General features: G+C 66.1%; 19 protein-coding genes and 1 tRNA gene. 7 read left to right on the top strand and 13 right to left on the bottom strand.

Features of this window, described 5'->3' with window-relative positions; genetic code table 11:
• Positions 1 to 52: 52 nt before the first annotated feature.
• The 6 genes from coaE to ACTJLF_RS26930 form a co-directional block, all read right to left on the bottom strand.
• The gene (gene coaE, locus ACTJLF_RS26955; RefSeq protein WP_165940874.1) at positions 53 to 664 is read right to left on the bottom strand and encodes a dephospho-CoA kinase; all 612 of its coding nucleotides are present in this window, start codon (positions 662 to 664) and stop codon (positions 53 to 55) included.
• 7 nt (positions 665 to 671) lie between these two features.
• Positions 672 to 1,637 (bottom strand): prepilin peptidase, encoded by a 966-nt coding sequence (locus ACTJLF_RS26950; RefSeq protein WP_440884271.1) that lies wholly within the window; start codon positions 1,635 to 1,637, stop codon positions 672 to 674.
• Positions 1,637 to 2,866, bottom strand: a complete 1,230-nt coding sequence (locus ACTJLF_RS26945; RefSeq protein WP_440884270.1) for a type II secretion system F family protein — start codon at positions 2,864 to 2,866, stop codon at positions 1,637 to 1,639. The genes ACTJLF_RS26950 and ACTJLF_RS26945 overlap by 1 nt, the downstream gene beginning before the upstream one ends.
• A gap of 26 nt (positions 2,867 to 2,892) precedes the next feature.
• Positions 2,893 to 4,626, bottom strand: coding sequence for a type IV-A pilus assembly ATPase PilB (gene pilB / locus ACTJLF_RS26940; RefSeq protein WP_440884269.1), 1,734 nt, complete (start codon positions 4,624 to 4,626; stop codon positions 2,893 to 2,895).
• Positions 4,627 to 4,742: 116 nt separating this feature from the next.
• Positions 4,743 to 4,819, bottom strand: a tRNA-Pro gene (locus tag ACTJLF_RS26935).
• Between the two features lie 51 nt (positions 4,820 to 4,870).
• Positions 4,871 to 5,863 carry a polyprenyl synthetase family protein gene (locus ACTJLF_RS26930; RefSeq protein ID WP_019656542.1) on the bottom strand — a complete coding sequence of 331 codons (993 nt, stop codon included), beginning with the start codon at positions 5,861 to 5,863 and terminating at the stop codon, positions 4,871 to 4,873.
• A gap of 195 nt (positions 5,864 to 6,058) precedes the next feature.
• On the opposite strand from ACTJLF_RS26930, the gene rplU reads away from it, so the two are divergent.
• The 4 genes from rplU to proB all read left to right on the top strand — a co-directional run bounded on the left by rplU (position 6,059) and on the right by proB (position 9,029).
• Positions 6,059 to 6,370: a 50S ribosomal protein L21 gene (gene rplU, locus ACTJLF_RS26925; protein WP_019656543.1), complete on the top strand. Its 312-nt coding sequence runs from the start codon at positions 6,059 to 6,061 to the stop codon at positions 6,368 to 6,370.
• A gap of 21 nt (positions 6,371 to 6,391) precedes the next feature.
• Positions 6,392 to 6,652, top strand: a complete 261-nt coding sequence (gene rpmA, locus ACTJLF_RS26920; protein WP_019656544.1) for a 50S ribosomal protein L27 — start codon at positions 6,392 to 6,394, stop codon at positions 6,650 to 6,652.
• 71 nt (positions 6,653 to 6,723) lie between these two features.
• The gene (cgtA, locus tag ACTJLF_RS26915; RefSeq protein ID WP_019656545.1) at positions 6,724 to 7,800 is read left to right on the top strand and encodes an Obg family GTPase CgtA; all 1,077 of its coding nucleotides are present in this window, start codon (positions 6,724 to 6,726) and stop codon (positions 7,798 to 7,800) included.
• Positions 7,801 to 7,889: 89 nt separating this feature from the next.
• Positions 7,890 to 9,029 carry a glutamate 5-kinase gene (gene proB / locus ACTJLF_RS26910; protein ID WP_019656546.1) on the top strand — a complete coding sequence of 380 codons (1,140 nt, stop codon included), beginning with the start codon at positions 7,890 to 7,892 and terminating at the stop codon, positions 9,027 to 9,029.
• A gap of 62 nt (positions 9,030 to 9,091) precedes the next feature.
• Here proB and ACTJLF_RS26905 read toward each other — a convergent pair whose 3' ends face one another.
• Positions 9,092 to 9,688, bottom strand: coding sequence for a CNP1-like family protein (locus ACTJLF_RS26905; RefSeq protein WP_019656547.1), 597 nt, complete (start codon positions 9,686 to 9,688; stop codon positions 9,092 to 9,094).
• Positions 9,633 to 10,304 (bottom strand): RNA pyrophosphohydrolase, encoded by a 672-nt coding sequence (locus ACTJLF_RS26900; protein ID WP_126024797.1) that lies wholly within the window; start codon positions 10,302 to 10,304, stop codon positions 9,633 to 9,635. The genes ACTJLF_RS26905 and ACTJLF_RS26900 overlap by 56 nt, the downstream gene beginning before the upstream one ends.
• Positions 10,305 to 10,449: 145 nt before the next feature.
• Here ACTJLF_RS26900 and ACTJLF_RS26895 point away from each other — a divergent pair, with 145 nt between their 5' ends.
• The gene (locus ACTJLF_RS26895; RefSeq protein WP_132754009.1) at positions 10,450 to 12,195 is read left to right on the top strand and encodes a proline--tRNA ligase; all 1,746 of its coding nucleotides are present in this window, start codon (positions 10,450 to 10,452) and stop codon (positions 12,193 to 12,195) included.
• Entirely contained in the window at positions 12,192 to 12,896 is a 705-nt protein-coding gene (locus ACTJLF_RS26890; protein ID WP_132754007.1) for a lytic transglycosylase domain-containing protein, read from the top strand. The genes ACTJLF_RS26895 and ACTJLF_RS26890 overlap by 4 nt, the downstream gene beginning before the upstream one ends.
• A gap of 27 nt (positions 12,897 to 12,923) precedes the next feature.
• On the opposite strand, the gene ACTJLF_RS26885 is transcribed toward ACTJLF_RS26890, so the two are convergent.
• The 5 genes from ACTJLF_RS26885 to prfA form a co-directional block, all read right to left on the bottom strand.
• The gene (locus ACTJLF_RS26885; RefSeq protein ID WP_019656551.1) at positions 12,924 to 14,234 is read right to left on the bottom strand and encodes a hemolysin family protein; all 1,311 of its coding nucleotides are present in this window, start codon (positions 14,232 to 14,234) and stop codon (positions 12,924 to 12,926) included.
• A gap of 141 nt (positions 14,235 to 14,375) precedes the next feature.
• Positions 14,376 to 14,897 carry a cupin domain-containing protein gene (locus ACTJLF_RS26880; RefSeq protein WP_019656552.1) on the bottom strand — a complete coding sequence of 174 codons (522 nt, stop codon included), beginning with the start codon at positions 14,895 to 14,897 and terminating at the stop codon, positions 14,376 to 14,378.
• A gap of 17 nt (positions 14,898 to 14,914) precedes the next feature.
• Complete coding sequence (gene grxD, locus ACTJLF_RS26875; RefSeq protein WP_019656553.1) at positions 14,915 to 15,241, bottom strand: Grx4 family monothiol glutaredoxin; 327 nt, start codon at positions 15,239 to 15,241, stop codon at positions 14,915 to 14,917.
• Between the two features lie 29 nt (positions 15,242 to 15,270).
• The gene (gene prmC, locus ACTJLF_RS26870; RefSeq protein ID WP_354412449.1) at positions 15,271 to 16,125 is read right to left on the bottom strand and encodes a peptide chain release factor N(5)-glutamine methyltransferase; all 855 of its coding nucleotides are present in this window, start codon (positions 16,123 to 16,125) and stop codon (positions 15,271 to 15,273) included.
• Positions 16,122 to 17,210: a peptide chain release factor 1 gene (gene prfA / locus ACTJLF_RS26865; protein WP_019656555.1), complete on the bottom strand. Its 1,089-nt coding sequence runs from the start codon at positions 17,208 to 17,210 to the stop codon at positions 16,122 to 16,124. Before prfA ends, prmC begins: the two co-directional genes overlap by 4 nt.
• Here prfA and ACTJLF_RS26860 point away from each other — a divergent pair.
• A partial coding sequence (locus tag ACTJLF_RS26860) for a hypothetical protein (protein ID WP_440884268.1) occupies positions 17,211 to 17,452 on the top strand: 242 nt, incomplete at its 3' end.

Genomic DNA, 17,452 nt, shown 5'->3' with positions numbered 1-17,452 from the left:
CATGCGCCGTTTGACGTGATCGTCCTTTTGCCGTCGCGGCGTCAACCCCAAATTATCGCGTGCCCGACTTAGCCCACCTTTCCCAGAAACCCCGGACCTCCTGAGCGAGTTCCTCCAGGGTCAGGGACTCGTTGTAGATCACGGCATCCGCCGCCGCCCGGCGCGCCCGTCGGGTGGCCTGCTGCGCGATCACCGCCTTGACCGCCTCCGGCGCCCAGCCGGAGCGTGCAACGACGCGTTCCAACTGCGTTTCCTCGGTGGCGTCGACCACCAGCACCCGGTCGACGATGGCGCGCCAGCGCCCGGACTCGACCAGCAGGGGAACGTCGAACACGACGACCGCATCCTCGCCGGCGGCCGCGGCCTGCCGCTGGGTTTCGGCTCCGATCAGCGGATGGAGGATGGATTCGAGCCGGGCCTTGGCGCCTGCGTCCGCGAACACGATCTGACGCATGGCGGCACGGTCCAGGCCGCCGGCCGCGTCGATGACGCCAGGGCCGAAGGCGGCCTCCAGCGCGGGCATCGCGATGCCGCCCGGCAGTGCGATGGACCGCGCGATGGCGTCCGTGTCCACGAGAACCGCTCCCTGGGCCACCAGGAGCCCGGCGACGGTGCTCTTGCCGCTGCCGATACCGCCCGTCAGGCCGATGCGCCGCACCACCATGCGGATGTCAGCGGATCAGTGCGCCCAGGGGGAAGGCGAACGGAATCCACTGCCTCACGACTTCCGGGCCTGCCGCCAGGCAGACGAGGCCCGCGCCGGCCAGGAAGGGGCCGAAGGCGATCGGGATGTCCTTGTGCGCCAGCTTGCCGGCGACGCGCAATGCGATGCCGATCACCGCGCCCACCAGCGAAGAGACGAGGATGATCGCGATGAGGTAGTCGGCACCGAGCCATGCACCCAGCGCAGCCAGCAGCTTGAAGTCTCCATAGCCCATGCCTTCCTTGCCCGTGACCAGGCGAAAGGCATGGTACACAAGCCACAGGCTCAGGTAGCCGAACACGGCGCCCCAGACGGCGGAACCCAGGGAGACGCCGGTCCAGCCCATGGCCGCGCCGATCAGCCCAAGCCACAGCAAGGGGTAGTTGAGCGAATCGGGCAGGAACTGCGTGTCGAAATCGATCAGGAACTGGCAGATCAGGAGGGCCCCGAACGCCGCCCACAGCGCCCCGGCGGGCGTGATGCCGAAACGCCAGGCGCACAGGGCGAACAGGGCGCCGGAGATCAGCTCGACCAGCGGATAGCGCAGGCTGATCGGAGTCTTGCACGAAGAGCAGCGCCCGCGCAGCACGGCGTAGCTCAGCACGGGGATGTTCTCGTACCAGCGGATCCGGTGGCCGCAGGCACCGCAGCGCGAAGCAGGGCGCATCAGGTCGAAAGGAGGCTGCTTCTCTACGAGGTCGGCGGCCTTGTCGGCCGCGGCCTCCAACCCCGCGGGTGCCACGACCTTCGGCCCGAAGGCGAGCGTCCACAGCGACGGCGCCTCCTTGGAGGACATCAGATTGGCGACTGCGTCGGCGAGCCATTCCCGATACATCATCACCGGCACGCGGTAGATGACGACGTTCAGGAAGCTTCCGATCAACAACCCCAGGACACCGGCGAAAGCGGTGTCGAACTCCCGCGAAACCAGCATCAAACGACCTGGCCGAGCTTGAAGATGGGCAGGTACATGGAGACCACGATGCCGCCGATGATCGTGCCGAGGAAGACGATGATGATCGGCTCCATCAGGCTGGAGAGACCGGCGACCATGTCGTCCACCTCGGATTCATAGAAGTCGGCGGCCTTGCCGAGCATGTGGTCGATGGAGCCGGATTCCTCGCCGATGGCGGTCATCTGGATCACCATGGACGGGAACAGGTTGACGTTGGTCATGGCGGCCGTGAGGCTGGTGCCGGTGGACACCTCCTGCTGGATCTTCGCCGTGGCGTCGCCGTAGACGGTGTTGCCCGAAGCGCCGCCCACGGAGTCGAGCGCTTCGACCAGCGGGACGCCGGCAGCGAACATGGTGGCCAGGGTGCGGGTCCAGCGGGCGACGCAGGATTTTTCGATGAGGACGCCGAAGACCGGGATCTTCAGTAACAGTCGGTCCATGAATCTTTGTACGCGCTCGTTGCGCTTCCACGCTTGTAGGAAGAAGTAAATACCACCACCTAGGCTACCGAAGATAAGCCACCAGTAAGCAACAAAGAATTCACTAACACCCATCACGAACAGCGTAGGTGCAGGAAGGTCGGCACCGAACGATGTGAACACTTCCTTGAACGCCGGGATCACGAAGATCATGATGATCGCCACTACCACGAAGGCCACGACGATCACGGAGGTGGGATACATCAGCGCCGACTTGATCTTCGACTTGATCGCCTCGGTCTTCTCCATGTAGGTGGCCAGCCGGTCCAGCAGTTCTTCCAGAATACCCGCCGCTTCGCCAGCCTCCACCAGGTTGCAATAGAGGTTGTCGAAGTACTTCGGAAACTTGCGGAACGCGGATGAGAGCGACGTACCGGTTTCCACGTCGCTGCGGATGTCGTTGAGCAGCTTGGCAACGCTCGCGTTGGCATTGCCGCGACCCACGATGTCGAACGACTGCATCAGCGGCACGCCTGCCTTCATCATCGTGGCCAGTTGGCGCGTGAAGATCGCGATGTCCTTCGGCTTGATCGCCTTGCCCGAGCGCATGCGGCGCTTCTTGATCTTGGAGGCGAGCACGCCCTGGCGACGCAGCGCGGCCTGCACCTGGTTCTCGCCGGCCGCACGAAGTTCGCCACGTACCAGCTTGCCGTTGCGGTCCTTGCCTTCCCACTCGAAGACATATTCCTTGTGGGTGGGCTGGGTGCGGGAGGATGCCACTGTAGCCATTCGATCTCCGGTGTTCGGTATGTTCGTTATTCGTTGGTGCAGGCCACCACTTCTTCCAGCGAAGTGAGACCTTGCATGACCTTGCGCAGGCCCGACTGCCGCAGGGAGCGCACGCCCTCGGCCTCGGACTGCAGGGCGATGTCGAGCGCGCTGCCGTCGCGCAGGATGATTTCCTGGATGGCTTCCGAGATCGGCATCACCTGGTAGATGCCGACGCGGCCCTTGTAGCCGCTGTTGCAGGCGGAGCAGCCGACGGGGCGGTAGGGCTTCCAGGATCCGTCCAGCTCCTCTTCCTTGAAGCCGGCGTCCAGCAGCGTTTCACGCGGAATGTCGGCCGGGAGCTTGCAGACCGTGCACAGGCGGCGCGCGAGGCGCTGGGCGGTGATCAGGATCACGCTCGACGCGATGTTGAACGGTGCGATGCCCATGTTGCGCATCCGCGTGAGCGTGGTGGGCGCGTCGTTGGTGTGCAGCGTGGATAGCACGAGGTGGCCGGTCTGCGCAGCCTTGATCGAGATGTCGGCGGTTTCCAGGTCGCGGATTTCGCCGACCATGATGATGTCGGGATCCTGGCGCAGGAAGGCGCGCAGCGCGGCCGCGAAGGTCAGGCCCGCACGCTCGTTGACGTTCACCTGGTTGACGCCGGGCAGGTTGATTTCGGACGGGTCTTCGGCCGTCGCGATGTTCACGCCCGGCTGATTCAGCAGGTTCAGACAGGTATAGAGCGACACCGTCTTGCCCGAGCCCGTGGGGCCGGTGACGAGCACCATGCCATAGGGACGGCCGATCGCATGCAGCAGTCGCGCCTTCTCGTCCGCGTCGTAGCCCAGGGCGTCGATGCCCAGCCGTGCGCTGCTCGGGTCGAGAATACGCACGACGATCTTCTCGCCGAAGAGCGTGGGCAGCGTGCTCACGCGGAAATCGATCACGCGGTCGGGCCCGATCTTCAGCTTCATGCGGCCGTCCTGCGGCACGCGCTTCTCGGAGATGTCGAGCCGGGAGATGACCTTGATGCGCGAGGCCAGCTTGTCCTTGATGACGGTCGGCGGGCTGGCCACCTCGCGCAGTTCGCCGTCGATGCGGAAACGCACGCGGTAGCTGTGTTCGTACGGTTCGAAGTGGATGTCCGATGCCCGCATGCTGACGGCGTCCAGCAGCATCTTGTGCAGGAAACGCACGACCGGTGCGTCTTCGACTTCGGCGATGGCCTGGTCGTTGCTCTCGTTCGCGGTCTCGGCGGAGACCTCGTCGAACTCGAACTCGCTGCCCACGATGCTGTTGATGGTCTCCGCTGCGCTGACCGCGGCGGCCTCGATCATTCGCGACAGCTTGTCGTACTCGGCGATGACCCAGTCGACGCCCATCTGCGAGGCGAACTTGATCTTCTCGGCCGCCTGTTGGTCTGAAGGATCGGCCGTCGCGACGATCAGGCGATTGTTGCGCTTGCTGAGGACGACGATGCGATACGCCTGGCACAGCTTCGGGTCGACCAGGTCCTTCGGCAGGCGCTGCGGATCGATGGCGTCCAGATCGAGCAGCGGGGCGCCGAAGGCGGAGGAAAGCGTATGGGCGAGGTCGGCTGCCGAAACGGCGCCGGAGCCGGTCAGCTCGGCGATGAAGCTGGTGCGAGCAGTAAGAGACTTCTGATAGATGTCCTCGGCAGCCTTGGCGGGAAGCTTGCCGGCCGAAACCAGGGCGCGCGCAAGCCCTGGCAGGGCTATTTGCGAAGGTTCTTTAACAGGAAGTTCGGCTGCAGCCATTCAGCGAGTGAAAAAGATGTGAAAAATTGCTTCACGATCATCGCTGAACAGTCCTGTGCTGTAAATCGCTACACAGCAACAGGCTGGCCATTTGTCGATTAATGCCAGCCAAAGGCTGGTCGGGGTGAGAGGATTCGAACCTCCGGCCTCTACGTCCCGAACGTAGCGCTCTACCAGGCTAAGCTACACCCCGATGGTTGCAAGAAAGAAGAAGTCGTCCTAGATGCCAACTCAGGAGAGGTGTTCAGGCACGTCGCTCAAGCAACTGAGCCGCTAATTGTAGCAAACCTGAAGCGTGCAAATTCGACGGAAAGTTTTTTAATGCATGAATCGCACGCTGCGCCTCTGCTGCAGCGGCGGCGCGCGATGCATCCAGTGCGCCGGTTTCCTGGACGATCTCGATGACCTTGCCCAACTGGGTGGTGTCCCCGGCCTCGATGGCGGCGCGCACGAGTTCGCTCTGGGCGGAGGTGCCTCGCTGCATTGCGAAGATGAGCGGCAGCGTCGTCTTGCCTTCACGCAGGTCGTCGCCGACGTTCTTGCCGGTTTCGCTGGCATCGCCCGTGTAGTCGAGGACGTCGTCGATCACCTGGAAGGCGGTGCCCAGTGCCTGCCCGTAAGTGGCGCAGGCTTCTTCCAGTTCGGGCGATGCGTCGGCCAGCACGGCTGCAAGGCGGGTGCTGGCCTCGAAGAGCTTCGCGGTCTTCGAGCGGATCACGCGCAGGTAGGCCGCTTCGTCCAGCGAGGCGTCGTGCATGTTCATCAGCTGAAGCACCTCGCCCTCGGCGATGATGTTCGTGGCCTCGGCCAGGATCTGCATCACGCGCATGTTGTTTGCGTCCAACATCATCTGGAACGCGCGCGAATAGAGGAAGTCGCCGACCAGCACGCTGGCCGGGTTGCCGAACGACTCGTTGGCCGTCGCCCGGCCGCGCCGCAGGGTGGATTCGTCTACGACGTCGTCGTGCAGCAGCGTGGCGGTGTGGATGAACTCCACCACGGCCGCCAGGTTGAAGCGCTGCTCGCCGGCATATCCCAGTGCCCCCGACATCAGAAGCAGCAGTGCCGGCCGCAGGCGTTTGCCGCCTGCGGAGATGATGTATCTGGAAACCTGGCTGACCAGTGGCACGCCCGTGTCGAGGCGACGAGCGATCACGCGGTCGACTTCGACCATGTCGCCGGCAATCAGGTCCAGCACGGTGGCGGTGGGGGAGGTGTCGGCGGCGGGAACTGGCAAAGCGAAGGCGCGGGGCGCTGCTGAGTGTTGGTGGTGGGCGGCCCAGGCGGGGCAAGGCCGGAAGGCGCAAATTATAGGGAGCCGAAGAGGCTTGCCAGCGGGGCCTGCGCCCGGGAGTGGCTAGCAGGCGCGAACCGCGCTATAATCTTGGGCTCTGCGGAATTCGCCGCGGAGACTCATTTCTAAGAGGTTTACATGTACGCGGTCATAAAAACCGGTGGCAAGCAGTATCGCGTTGCTTCCGGCGAGAAAATCAAAGTAGAACAGATTGCTGCGGACGTAGGCCAGGAAATCGTGATCGACCAGGTTCTGGCCGTCGGCAACGGCGCTGAAATCAAGGTTGGCACGCCCCTGGTGTCCGGTGCAACGGTGACGGTCACGGTGCTGTCGCACGGCAAGCACGACAAGGTTCGCATCTTCAAGATGCGCCGTCGCAAGCACTATCAGAAACGTCAAGGCCATCGCCAGCAGTTCACCGAGCTGCAAATCGGCGCGATCGCCGCTTAACACGGCACAGGAGCAGATTCCATGGCACAGAAAAAAGGCGGCGGCTCAACGCGAAACGGGCGCGATTCCAAGCCCAAGATGCTCGGCGTGAAGGCTTTCGGCGGCGAACTGATCAGCGCAGGCTCGATCATCGTGCGTCAGCGTGGCACTCAGTTCCACCCCGGCGTGAACGTCGGCGTGGGCAAGGACCACACGCTGTTCGCCCTGGTCGACGGCCACGTGTCGTTCGCTACCAAGGGTGCGCTGAACAAGCACACGGTCAACGTGACTCCCGCGGCTTAAGCCCCGAGTCAGACCGACCATCCCGAGGCCCCGCATTGCCGGGGCTTCTTCATTTGTAAACTAGGTATCCCATGAAGTTCGTCGACGAAGCCTTCATCGACGTCGCCGCTGGCGACGGCGGGAACGGCTGCGTGTCGTTCCGTCATGAGAAGTACAAGGAATTCGGCGGCCCCAACGGTGGCGACGGTGGCCGCGGCGGTCACGTGTTCGCGGTGGCCGATTCCAACCTCAATACCCTGGTCGATTTCCGCTATTCGCGCCGCCACGAGGCCAAGCGCGGCGAGCACGGCATGGGCTCCGACATGTTCGGAGCCGCCGGCGACGACATCACGCTGAAGATGCCGGTCGGAACGATCATTTCCGACGCGGAAACCGGCGAAGTGCTGTTCGAGCTGCTGAAGGAGGGCGAGGTCATCACCATCGCCAAGGGCGGCGACGGCGGCTTCGGCAACATGCGCTTCAAGAGCGCGATCAACCGCGCCCCGCGCCAGAAGACTCCGGGCTGGCCCGGCGAGAAGCGCAGCCTCAAGCTCGAACTCAAGGTGCTTGCCGATGTGGGTCTGCTCGGCATGCCGAATGCCGGCAAGTCGACGCTGATCAGCGCCATTTCGAACGCCCGTCCGCGCATCGCGGACTACCCCTTCACCACGCTGCACCCGAACCTGGGTGTCGTGCGCGTCGGCCCCGAGCAGAGCTTCGTCGTGGCGGACCTGCCCGGCCTGATCGAGGGCGCATCCGAAGGCGCCGGCCTCGGCCATCTGTTCCTGCGGCACCTGCAGCGCACGCGCCTGCTGCTGCACGTCGTCGACATGGCTCCCTTCGACGACAGCGTAGATCCGGTGGCGCAGGCCAAGGCCATCGTGGGCGAACTGAAGAAATACGACGCCGATCTCTACGAGAAGCCGCGCTGGCTCGTGCTGAACAAGCTCGACATGGTGCCCGCCGACGAGCGCGCGGCCCGCATCAAGGACTTCGTGAAGCGCCTGCGGTTCAAGGGCCCGGTGTTCGAGATCTCGGCGCTCACGCGCGAAGGCTGCGAGCATCTGGTGCAGGCCATCTACCAGCAGGTCAAGGCAGAGCAGGTGGCGGAGCACCAGACGGTCGAGGTCGACCCGCGTTTCGCGCCCCTGCCTCCCGAAGGCTCCTGAGCGGCATCCGCCGCAGCATCGACGGCCGGTCCTGCCGGCCGCAACACAGCCAACCCAGCAGCATCCAAAGACCTCCACTCCCTCCCAAGATGACCTCGAACTCCGGATCCACTGCCTTGCGGGATGCCCGCCGTATCGTCGTCAAGGTGGGCTCCAGCCTCGTGACCAACGAGGGGCGCGGTCTCGACGAGGCCGCCATCGGCGAGTGGTGCCGGCAGCTGGCTGCGCTGGTGCGCGACGGGCGCGAGGTGGTGATGGTGTCGAGCGGCGCCATTGCCGAAGGCATGAAGCGCCTCGGCTGGCGCACCCGGCCGCATGAAATCAACGAGCTCCAGGCCGCGGCCGCGGTCGGCCAGATGGGCCTGGCCCAGATGTACGAGACCAAGCTGCGCGAGAACGAGATCGGCAGCGCCCAGGTGCTGTTGACGCACGCCGACCTGGCGGATCGCGAACGCTATCTCAACGCCCGCTCGACATTGGTCACGCTGCTCAAGCTGGGCGTGGTGCCGGTCATCAACGAGAACGACACGGTCGTCAACGACGAGATCAAGTTCGGCGACAACGACACGCTCGGCGCCCTCGTGGCCAACCTGGTCGAAGCCGATGCGCTGGTCATCCTGACCGACCAGAAGGGCCTGTACACGGCCGATCCGCGCAAGGACCCGGACGCGAAGTTCGTGCACGAGGCCGCCGCCGGCGACCCGGCGCTCGAGGCGATGGCCGGGGGCGCGGGCTCCAGCATCGGCAAGGGCGGCATGATCACCAAGATCCTCGCGGCCAAGCGCGCGGCGGGCTCGGGCGCCTCCACGGTCATCGCCTGGGGCCGCGAAGCCGACGCACTGCTGCGACTGGCGAAGGGCGAATCCATCGGTACGCTGCTGGTGGCGCAGACCGCCAAGCACCAGGCCCGCAAGCGCTGGATGGCCGACCATCTGCAGCTGCGCGGCTCCGTCGTGGTCGACGCGGGCGCTGCCGCCAAGGTGCGCGCCGAGGGCAAGAGCCTGCTGCCGATCGGCATGACCGGCGTCTCGGGCGAGTTCTCGCGCGGTGACGTGATCGCGGTGCGCGACGCCGACGGCGTCGAGCTGGCCCGGGGTCTTGCCAACTACTCGAGCGTGGAGGCGCGGCTGCTGTGCCGCAAGCCCTCGTCCGAATTCGAGCGCCTGCTGGGCTATGTGGCGGAGCCGGAAATGGTCCACCGCGACAACATGGTGCTGATGCCGGGCTGAGAGGCCCCAGAAACGAAAACGGGGCCCATGGGCCCCGTTTCTTCATCTTTCGGCGCGGACGCCTACTGCACTTCGCGCACCGGGTTGCGGAGGTTCTGGACCATGTCGCCCACCGATGCACGCGGCGCGTTGCCACGGCACAGGGCCTGGTTGGCCAGCTTGCGGGTGTAGCTGGAGTTCATGTCGCTCAGGCGCTTCCACTCCGGCTTCGCCACGTCCTGCCAGGTCCCGCTGTTGTAGCGGGCGTAGCTCTTCATCTCGGCCGTGGAGCAGCGGATGCCTTCGTAGAAGGCATTGGTCGCGCCGCCGCTGCGGTTCTGGGCCACCACCACGTAGCGGACGATGCCGTCGCCGGTGATGGCGATCGTCTGCGGATCGATGCCGAACTTCAGGCTCATGTAGGGCGGCATTTCGATCGGCAGCAGGCGGCTTTCGCTGAAGGCCGGCGGGGGCGGGGTGGCCGTTTCTTCCCACTCCTTGTCCGTCTCGTATCGCTTGGGCGGGGGCGGCAGGCCTGCCTGTGCCCAGTCGGGGTTGTCGGTGTCGTGCGGACCCGAGGCGCACCCGGCGAGGATGCCGAAGCAGGCCAGCAGGAGAACGCGCTCAGCGCTGCGTCGGAAGGGGCGGGGGTGCCTTGTTGTCTTGGACAGGAGGTTCATTGCTCGCGGAAGGAATGTCGGGATGCGGATCGAAGCTGCCGCCGGGCGGCAGATCGAGTCCGGGCGGCGCCCCGGCGTCCGGCGAGTGGCGCTCGAATTCTCGGGCGCGCACGTTGCTGCGCAGGAAGCGGTTGCGGAAGTCCTGCCTCGGCAGGTAGCGAGCGAGCTCGGTGAGCGCCATCTCGTAGACGCCGCGCTTGAACTCGACGACCACGTCGAGTGGCACCCAGTAGTCGTGCCAGCGCCAGGCGTCGAATTCGGGATGGTCGGTTGCACGCAGGTTGAGATCCCAGTCGTGGCCGATGAGTTGCAGCAGGTACCAGATTTGTTTCTGGCCTTTGTAGTGGCCCCGTGCGTCACGGCGAATGAACCGATCCGGCACCTCGTAGCGCAACCAGTCGCGGGTACGGGCCACGATGCGCACGTGCTCCGGGTGGAGCCCCACTTCCTCGTGCAGTTCCCGGTACATGGCCTGCTCGGGACTTTCGCCGCGGTCGATGCCGCCTTGCGGAAACTGCCAGGAGTGAGTACGTATGCGTTTGCCCCAGAAAACCTGGTTTCTCTGGTTGAGCAGGATGATGCCGACGTTGGGCCTGAAGCCGTCCCGGTCGAGCATAATCAAACCCCAATTTTTGAACTGAGTCGATTATGCATGCCGGGTTGCCCTCGGCAAGCTGCCGATGCCAGGCTCTCAGGGTCTCTCCGGGGAGCAGTTCCCCACTTCCGAACCTCGAATCCAGCGAACCCTCACCGCAATCCCGATGAAAGCTTCCCGTTTTTTCGTCTCCACCCTCAAGGAAGCGCCCGCTGACGCCGAAGTGGCGAGCCACCGTCTCATGATGCGGGCCGGCATGATCAAGAAGCTCGGCACGGGCATCTACACCTACATGCCCATGGGGCTGCGCGTGATCCGCAAGGTGGAAGCCATCGTCCGCGAGGAGATGAACCGCGCCGGCGCCGTCGAGATGACCATGCCCGTGGTGCAGCCCGCCGAGCTCTGGCAGGAGACCGGCCGGTTCGACAAGATGGGCCCCGAGCTGCTGCGCATCAAGGACCGCCACGACCGCGACTACGTGGTCCAGCCGACCAGCGAGGAAGTGGTGACCGACATCGCCCGCCAGGAGATCCGCAGCTACAAGCAGCTGCCGAAGAACTTCTACCAGATCCAGACAAAGTTCCGCGACGAACGACGTCCGCGCTTCGGCCTCATGCGCGGGCGCGAGTTCATCATGAAGGACGCCTACAGCTTCGACCGCGACCTCGACGCCGCCAAGGCGAGCTACCAGGTCATGGCGCAGGCCTATCGCAACATCTTCGACCGCTTCGGCCTGCGCTATCGCGCCGTGGCGGCCGACAGCGGCGCCATCGGCGGTGACCTGAGCGAGGAGTTCCAGGTGATCGCCGCCACCGGCGAGGACGCCATCGTCTACTGCCCCGACAGCGACTACGCCGCCAACATGGAGAAGGCCGAGGCGCTGGCCCCGGCCGGTCCGCGCCCCGCCGCCGCCAAGGCGCTCGAGAAGACGCCGACCCCGGGCAAGAGCACCTGCGCCGACGTGGCCGAGCTGCTCGGCGTGCCGCTTTCCACCACCATCAAGTCGCTGGTGCTTGCCACCGACGTCGTCGACGAGGCCGGCGACATCAAGGGTTCGCAGGTCTGGCTGCTGCTGCTGCGCGGCGACCACGACATGAACGAGATCAAGGTCGGCAAGCTGCCCGGCCTCAACCAGGGCTTCCGCTTCGCGACCCTGGCCGAGATCGAGGACCACTTCGGCTGCAAGCCCGGCTACCTGGGTCCGCTGAACCTGAAGAAGCCCGTGAAGCTGGTGGCCGACCGCGAAGCCGCCGTGATGGCCGACTGGATCACCGGTGCCAACGAAGTCGACTTCCACATGACCGGCGTCAACTGGGGCCGCGACCTGCCCGAGCCCGATCTGGTGGCCGACATCCGCAACGTCGTCGCCGGCGATCCGTCGCCCGACGGCAAGGGCGTGCTGGCCATCGAGCGCGGCATCGAGGTGGGCCATGTGTTCGTGCTGGGCACCAAGTACAGCAAGGACATGAACGCCACCTACCTCGACGAAGCCGGCAAGCCGCAGCTTCTGGAGATGGGCTGCTACGGCATCGGCATCACCCGCCTGCCGGCGGCCGCCATCGAACAGAACCACGACGAGCGCGGCATCATCTGGCCGGACGCGATCGCGCCCTTCACCGTGGTGGTCTGCCCGATCGGCATGGACCGCAGCGCCGAGGTCAAGGCGGCTGCCGAGGCGCTTTATGAAGAGTTGCTGGCCAAGGGCGTCGACGTTCTGCTCGACGACCGCGGCGAGCGCCCCGGCGCTATGTTCGCCGACTGGGAGCTGATCGGCGTGCCGCACCGCGTCGTCATCTCCGACCGCGGCCTCAAGGAAGGCCAGCTCGAATACCAGCATCGCCGCGACACCGCGGCCACGAAGGTGCCGGCTGCCGGCATCGCCGAGTTCATCGTCGGCAAGCTCACCCAATGAGCCTGGAGGGCGGCCTCTCGCGACGCCAGTGCCTGGGCGGCGCCGTGACCGCAGGCGCCCTCACGATGCTGTCGCTGCCGCGGGCCGCCATGGCAGGCGCGCAGATCGAGGAGCCGCTGATCGACTCGGTGCGCACCGCGCTGAGTTCGGCCATCCACAACAAGGCGCCGCCGGTGCCGGAATTCGCGAACACCGAGGCCCGGCTGGCCTACCTGCGCTGGCTCGGGGAGATGAGCGGGCGCCTGTCGAGGAAGGTGGCCGATGCGCCCACGCGCATCGAGTTCCTGCAGACGGTGTGGTACGAGGCCAAGCGCTCGGGGCTCGAGGTGAGCCTGGTGCTGGGGCTGATCCAGGTCGAGAGCAACTTCCGCAAGTTCGCGGTGTCGAGTGCCGGCGCGCGCGGCTACATGCAGGTGATGCCGTTCTGGACACGCGTGATCGGCGATGGCGACCCGGCCAAGCTCTTCCACATGCAGACCAACCTGCGCTTCGGCTGCGTCATTCTTCGCCACTACCTGGACCGGGAGAGCGGCGACCTGTTCATGACGCTGGGGCGCTACAACGGCAGCCGCGGCAAGTCGCCGTATCCGAACGCGGTTTTCTCCAACCAGCGGCTGTGGGCGTTCAACGAGAAGGAACGCGAGAAGGAACTGCTGCAACAGCAGCAACAACAACAGCAGCGCGACCGCTCGCCGGCCTGAGGCGTCGCCGCCTCCGCGCTCTCCTGCTCAGTTCGCCGGCGCCTTCGCGATGCCGGAACCCTTGGTGACCATCACCTGGTCGATGCGGTAGCTGTCGACGTCCATCACCTCGAAGGTGTAGCCGCCCCAGCTCACGTTGTCGGTCCGCTTGGGCACGCGGCGCAGCATCACCATCAGGAAGCCGGCCAGCGTCTCGTATTCCTCGGCGTGCGGCATCTCGTCGATGTGCAGCGCGCGCTGCACGTCCTGGATGGGCGTGACGCCGTCGATGAGCCATGAGTTCTCGTCGCGCTGGACGATCTGCTCCTCGTCGGGCGTGGACACCAGGTCGCCCATCACCGTGCTCATCACGTCGTTGAGCGTGATCACGCCCACCACCAGGCTGTATTCGTTCACGATGATCGCGAAGTCCTCGTGCGCCTGCTGGAACTGCTCCAGCACCTCGGTGAGCGAGAGCCGGTCGGGAATGACCAGCGCCTTGTGCAGCGGCAGCCCCTGGTCGAAGGCCAGCGGCTGGCCGCTGAGCACGCGCTGGAACATGTCCTTGGCGTCGACGTAGCCCAGAACGTGGTCGATGTCGCCGTCGCACACCGGGTACGCCGAGAAGGGCTCGGCGATGATGCGCGCGCGCAGCACCGATTCGGGGTCGTCGTGCAGGAACCAGGTGATGTTGTCGCGCACGGTCATCACGCTGCTGACCAGCCGCGTGTCGAGCTCGAACACATTGGCGATCACCTGCTGCTCGCGTGCCGCGAGCACGCCCGCCTGCGCGCCGGCCTCGGTCATCGCGAGGATGTCGGCCGACGTGATCTTGTCGTCGCGCGCCAGTGGCATGCCCAGCAGCTTGAACAGCAGGTCGGTGCAGCGCGTGAAGAACCACACCAGCGGCTTGAAGGTGGTGATCAGGAGCAGCATCGGCCCCACCATGCGCACCGCCAGCCGCTCGGGGTTGCTCATGCCCAGCCGCTTGGGGAACAGGTCGGCGAACACCAGGAACACCGCGATGATGATCACGAACGAGCACAGGAAGGCCGCGCTGGCCGATGCCTCGGGACTGAGCCACCGCTCGAAGACGACAGCGAAGTACGGGCTCAGCGAGCCTTCGCCGACCACGCCGCCGAGGATCGCCACCGCGTTCAGCCCGATCTGCACCACGGTGAAGTAGTGGCCCGGCTGCTCCTGCACGCGAAGCACCTTCTCCGCCCGGGGATCGCCCTCGTCGGCCATCTGGCGCAGGCGCAGCCGGCGCGAGGCGGCCAGCGTGATTTCGGCGAGGGAGAAGAAGGCGCTCAGCGCGATCAGCAACGCGATGATGAGCAGGCTTTGGGTGAGGGTCATGGTGGAAGGTCGAAGATCGCCATGGTGCCATGACTGGAGAGCATTCCAGCGAGGCCGCGGGACCGGCTCTGCCGGGCGGCCGATGTGCCACTGGAAGCGGGAGGTGGGGCGGCGCGAAGTGCGCGCAGCCTGCGGGCAGGACTATGTTCCGCCGTGCGGGTGGGTCGGGTCGATCCAGAGCACCGATTCGGGCCTTTCAACGGGCTCGATGTCGAGGTTGACCGCCACCGCCTCGCCGTCGCTGCGGCACAGCACGCATTCGAGCGTCTCGGTCGCGCTGGCGTTGATCTCCTGGTGCGGCACGTAGGGCGGCACGTAGATGAAGTCGCCCGGTCCGGCCTCGGCCGTGAATTCGAGCTTCTCGCCCCATCGCATGCGCGCGCGGCCCCGCACCACGTAGATCACCGATTCGAGGTGCCCGTGATGATGGGCGCCGGTCTTCGCGTCGGCGTGGATGGTCACGGTGCCGGCCCAGAGCTTGCGGGCGCCCACGCGGGCGAAGTTGATGGCGGCGGCCCGGTTCATGCCGGGCGTCTGGGCGGTGTTCGTGTCGAGCTGGCCGGCCGGGATCACGCGCACGCCGTCGTGCTTCCAGGCCGGGGCGGCACTGTCGTTGCCGCTGTCTTCATGGGAATGGTCGTGATCCGCGTGATCGTGGCTCATGACCGTTCCCTCGGGCTTCAGGCGCTGGCGCCGTTCACCACCTGCTGCAGTTCGCCCGATTCGTACATCTCCATCATGATGTCCGAGCCGCCGATGAACTCGCCCTTCACGTACAGCTGCGGGATCGTGGGCCAGTTGCTGTATTCCTTGATGCCCTGGCGGATGCTGTCGTCCTCGAGCACGTTGACGGTCTTGAGCGTCTTCGTGTCGACGCCGACCGCCTTCAGGATCTGGATCGCGCGGCCCGAGAAGCCGCACATCGGAAAGCTGGCGTTGCCCTTCATGAAGAGCACGAGGTCGTTGGTCTTGACGAGGTCGTCGATGCGTTGCTGGGCGTCGGACATGGGGACTCCTGAAAAATAGGCTGAGGGGATTATTTCACCGTGCGCCAGATTCCGCCGGAGCAGCGCTGGATGCCGGCAAGGTCGTCGCGGCTTTGGACTTCGGCGAAGCCGCGCGCGGCGAGCAGGCCGCGCACGGCCGCGGCCTGGTCGTGGCCGTGTTCCAGCAGCAGCCAGCCGCCCTCGGCGAGGTGGCCGGGGGCGTCCTGCACGATGCGGCGGATGTCGTCGAGGCCGTCCGCGCCCGAAACCAGGGCGCAAGAGGGCTCGTGGCGCAGGGCGGGCAGGTGCGGGTCGCCGGCGGCGATATACGGCGGATTGCTGGCGATGACCGTGTAGCCCGTGCCGGCGCCGTCCAGCCAGTCGGCCTGGGCGAAGCGCACGGGCAGGCCGAGCCGGCCGGCGTTGGCCCGGGCGACGGCCAGCGCGTCGGCGCTGGCATCGACCGCATCGACCTGCGCGTCGGGCCGGGCGTGCTGCAGTGCGAGGGCGATCGCGCCGCTGCCGGTGCCGAGGTCGAGCACGCGCGGCGCGGCCTGGCCCTCTAGGCACTGCAGCGCCCATTCGACCAGCGTTTCCGTGTCGGGACGCGGCACCAGCACGCGGGCGTCGACCTGCAGGGCGAGTCCATGAAATTCTTTTTCACCCAGCAGGTACGCGACAGGCTCTCCGGCCCGGCGGCGCGAGAGATGCGCGGCCAGCGCGGACCACGCGGCATCGGGCATCGCGTCGGTGTCGTGCGCCAGCAGCCAGGCGCGGTCGTGCGGCGCGCGGCCCAGGGCGTGCAGCAGCAGCAGCTGGGCATCGAGCCGATCCACGCCGAGGGCGATGGATGCGGCCAGCGCCTGCGCCACGGTGGCCGGCTTCGGGTCTTCCACTGCGCTCATGCCGGCAGGCTCGATTCCAGCTCGGCCAGCTGCTCGGCTTCGCGTGCGGCGCGAAGGGCGTCCAGCACGTCACCGAGGTCGCCTTCCATGATGGCTGTCAGCTTGTAGAGCGTGAGGTTGATGCGGTGGTCGGTGAGCCGGCCCTGCGGGAAGTTGTAGGTGCGGATTCGGTCGGAACGGTCGCCGCTGCCGATCAGGCCCTTGCGCATGGCGGCGTCCTTGGCGGCGCGCTCGCTGCGTTCCTTCTCCTGGATGCGCGCCGACAGCACCTGCAGCGCCTTCGCCTTGTTGCGGTGCTGGCTGCGGTCGTCCTGGCACTCGGCCACGATGCCGGTCGGGATGTGCGTGATGCGCACGGCCGAATCGGTCTTGTTGATGTGCTGGCCGCCGGCGCCGCTCGCGCGGTAGGTGTCGATGCGCAGGTCGGCCGGGTTGATCTGCACCGCGACGGTTTCGTCGGGCTCGGCCAGCACGGCGACCGTGCAGGCGCTGGTGTGGATGCGGCCCTGCGTCTCGGTGGCCGGCACGCGCTGCACGCGGTGGCCGCCCGATTCGAAGCGCAGCCGTCCGAACACGTCGTCGCCCACGATGCGCACCACCACTTCCTTGTAGCCGCCGAGCTCGCTCTCGCTCTCGCTCACGATCTCGCAGCGCCAGCCGGCGCGGTCGCAGTAGCGCGTGTACATGCGCAGCAGGTCGCCCGCGAACAGGGCCGACTCGTCGCCGCCCGTGCCCGCGCGGATTTCGAGGAAGGCGTTGCGCGCGTCGTCCGGGTCCTTGGGCAGCAGCAGGCGCTGGAGTTCTTCCTCGAGCTGCACCAGCTCGGCCTCGGCACCGGCGATCTCCTCCTTCGCCATCTCGGCCATGTCGGGGTCGTCGAGCATCTCCCTGGCAGCGGCGATGTCGGACTCGCGCTGCCTGTAGCGCTCGTAGCGGCCCGCGACCTGCGTGACCTCGGCGTGCTCGCGCGAGATGGTGCGGTACTGGGCCATGTCGCTCATGATGTCTTCGCGCGAGAGCAGGAAGTCGAGCTCGCCCAGGCGTTGGGCATAGCGTTCGAGTTGGTGGCGGAGGAAAGGCTTCACGTGGATGGGGTACTGGAAAACTGGGAGCGGGAACCGAACGCAGGGGGCGCGAAGGTTTCGCAGAAAACGCAGAAGGGAGAGAAGTTCTTTTCTCGAAGGTTTCTTTTGCGTTCTTCGCGAAACCTTCGCGCCCTCTGCGTCCGGACGTCCGCATTCAGCGGACCGGAACGCAAGCCAGCGTCGCTAACGCTCTTTGCGCAGGAACAGGCGCGAGATCGTCTGCGCCGTCTGCTCGCGCGAGG

This window comes from Variovorax sp. 22077, assembly GCF_052044195.1.
Taxonomy (GTDB): domain Bacteria; phylum Pseudomonadota; class Gammaproteobacteria; order Burkholderiales; family Burkholderiaceae_C; genus Variovorax; species Variovorax atrisoli.
This window is presented reverse-complemented; position numbering and strand designations above follow the sequence as displayed.

Excerpts from the sequence above, each read along its gene's own strand:
- coaE (WP_165940874.1), bottom strand. The coding sequence starts at position 664 with ATGGTGGTGCGGCGCATCGGCCTGACGGGCGGTATCGGCAGCGGCAAG.
- ACTJLF_RS26950 (WP_440884271.1), bottom strand. The coding sequence starts at position 1,637 with ATGCTGGTTTCGCGGGAGTTCGACACCGCTTTCGCCGGTGTCCTGGGG.
- ACTJLF_RS26945 (WP_440884270.1), bottom strand. The coding sequence starts at position 2,866 with ATGGCTACAGTGGCATCCTCCCGCACCCAGCCCACCCACAAGGAATAT.
- pilB (WP_440884269.1), bottom strand. The coding sequence starts at position 4,626 with ATGGCTGCAGCCGAACTTCCTGTTAAAGAACCTTCGCAAATAGCCCTG.
- rplU (WP_019656543.1), top strand. The coding sequence starts at position 6,059 with ATGTACGCGGTCATAAAAACCGGTGGCAAGCAGTATCGCGTTGCTTCC.
- rpmA (WP_019656544.1), top strand. The coding sequence starts at position 6,392 with ATGGCACAGAAAAAAGGCGGCGGCTCAACGCGAAACGGGCGCGATTCC.
- cgtA (WP_019656545.1), top strand. The coding sequence starts at position 6,724 with ATGAAGTTCGTCGACGAAGCCTTCATCGACGTCGCCGCTGGCGACGGC.
- proB (WP_019656546.1), top strand. The coding sequence starts at position 7,890 with ATGACCTCGAACTCCGGATCCACTGCCTTGCGGGATGCCCGCCGTATC.
- ACTJLF_RS26905 (WP_019656547.1), bottom strand. The coding sequence starts at position 9,688 with ATGAACCTCCTGTCCAAGACAACAAGGCACCCCCGCCCCTTCCGACGC.
- ACTJLF_RS26900 (WP_126024797.1), bottom strand. The coding sequence starts at position 10,304 with ATGCTCGACCGGGACGGCTTCAGGCCCAACGTCGGCATCATCCTGCTC.
- ACTJLF_RS26895 (WP_132754009.1), top strand. The coding sequence starts at position 10,450 with ATGAAAGCTTCCCGTTTTTTCGTCTCCACCCTCAAGGAAGCGCCCGCT.
- ACTJLF_RS26890 (WP_132754007.1), top strand. The coding sequence starts at position 12,192 with ATGAGCCTGGAGGGCGGCCTCTCGCGACGCCAGTGCCTGGGCGGCGCC.
- ACTJLF_RS26885 (WP_019656551.1), bottom strand. The coding sequence starts at position 14,234 with ATGACCCTCACCCAAAGCCTGCTCATCATCGCGTTGCTGATCGCGCTG.
- ACTJLF_RS26880 (WP_019656552.1), bottom strand. The coding sequence starts at position 14,897 with ATGAGCCACGATCACGCGGATCACGACCATTCCCATGAAGACAGCGGC.
- grxD (WP_019656553.1), bottom strand. The coding sequence starts at position 15,241 with ATGTCCGACGCCCAGCAACGCATCGACGACCTCGTCAAGACCAACGAC.
- prmC (WP_354412449.1), bottom strand. The coding sequence starts at position 16,125 with ATGAGCGCAGTGGAAGACCCGAAGCCGGCCACCGTGGCGCAGGCGCTG.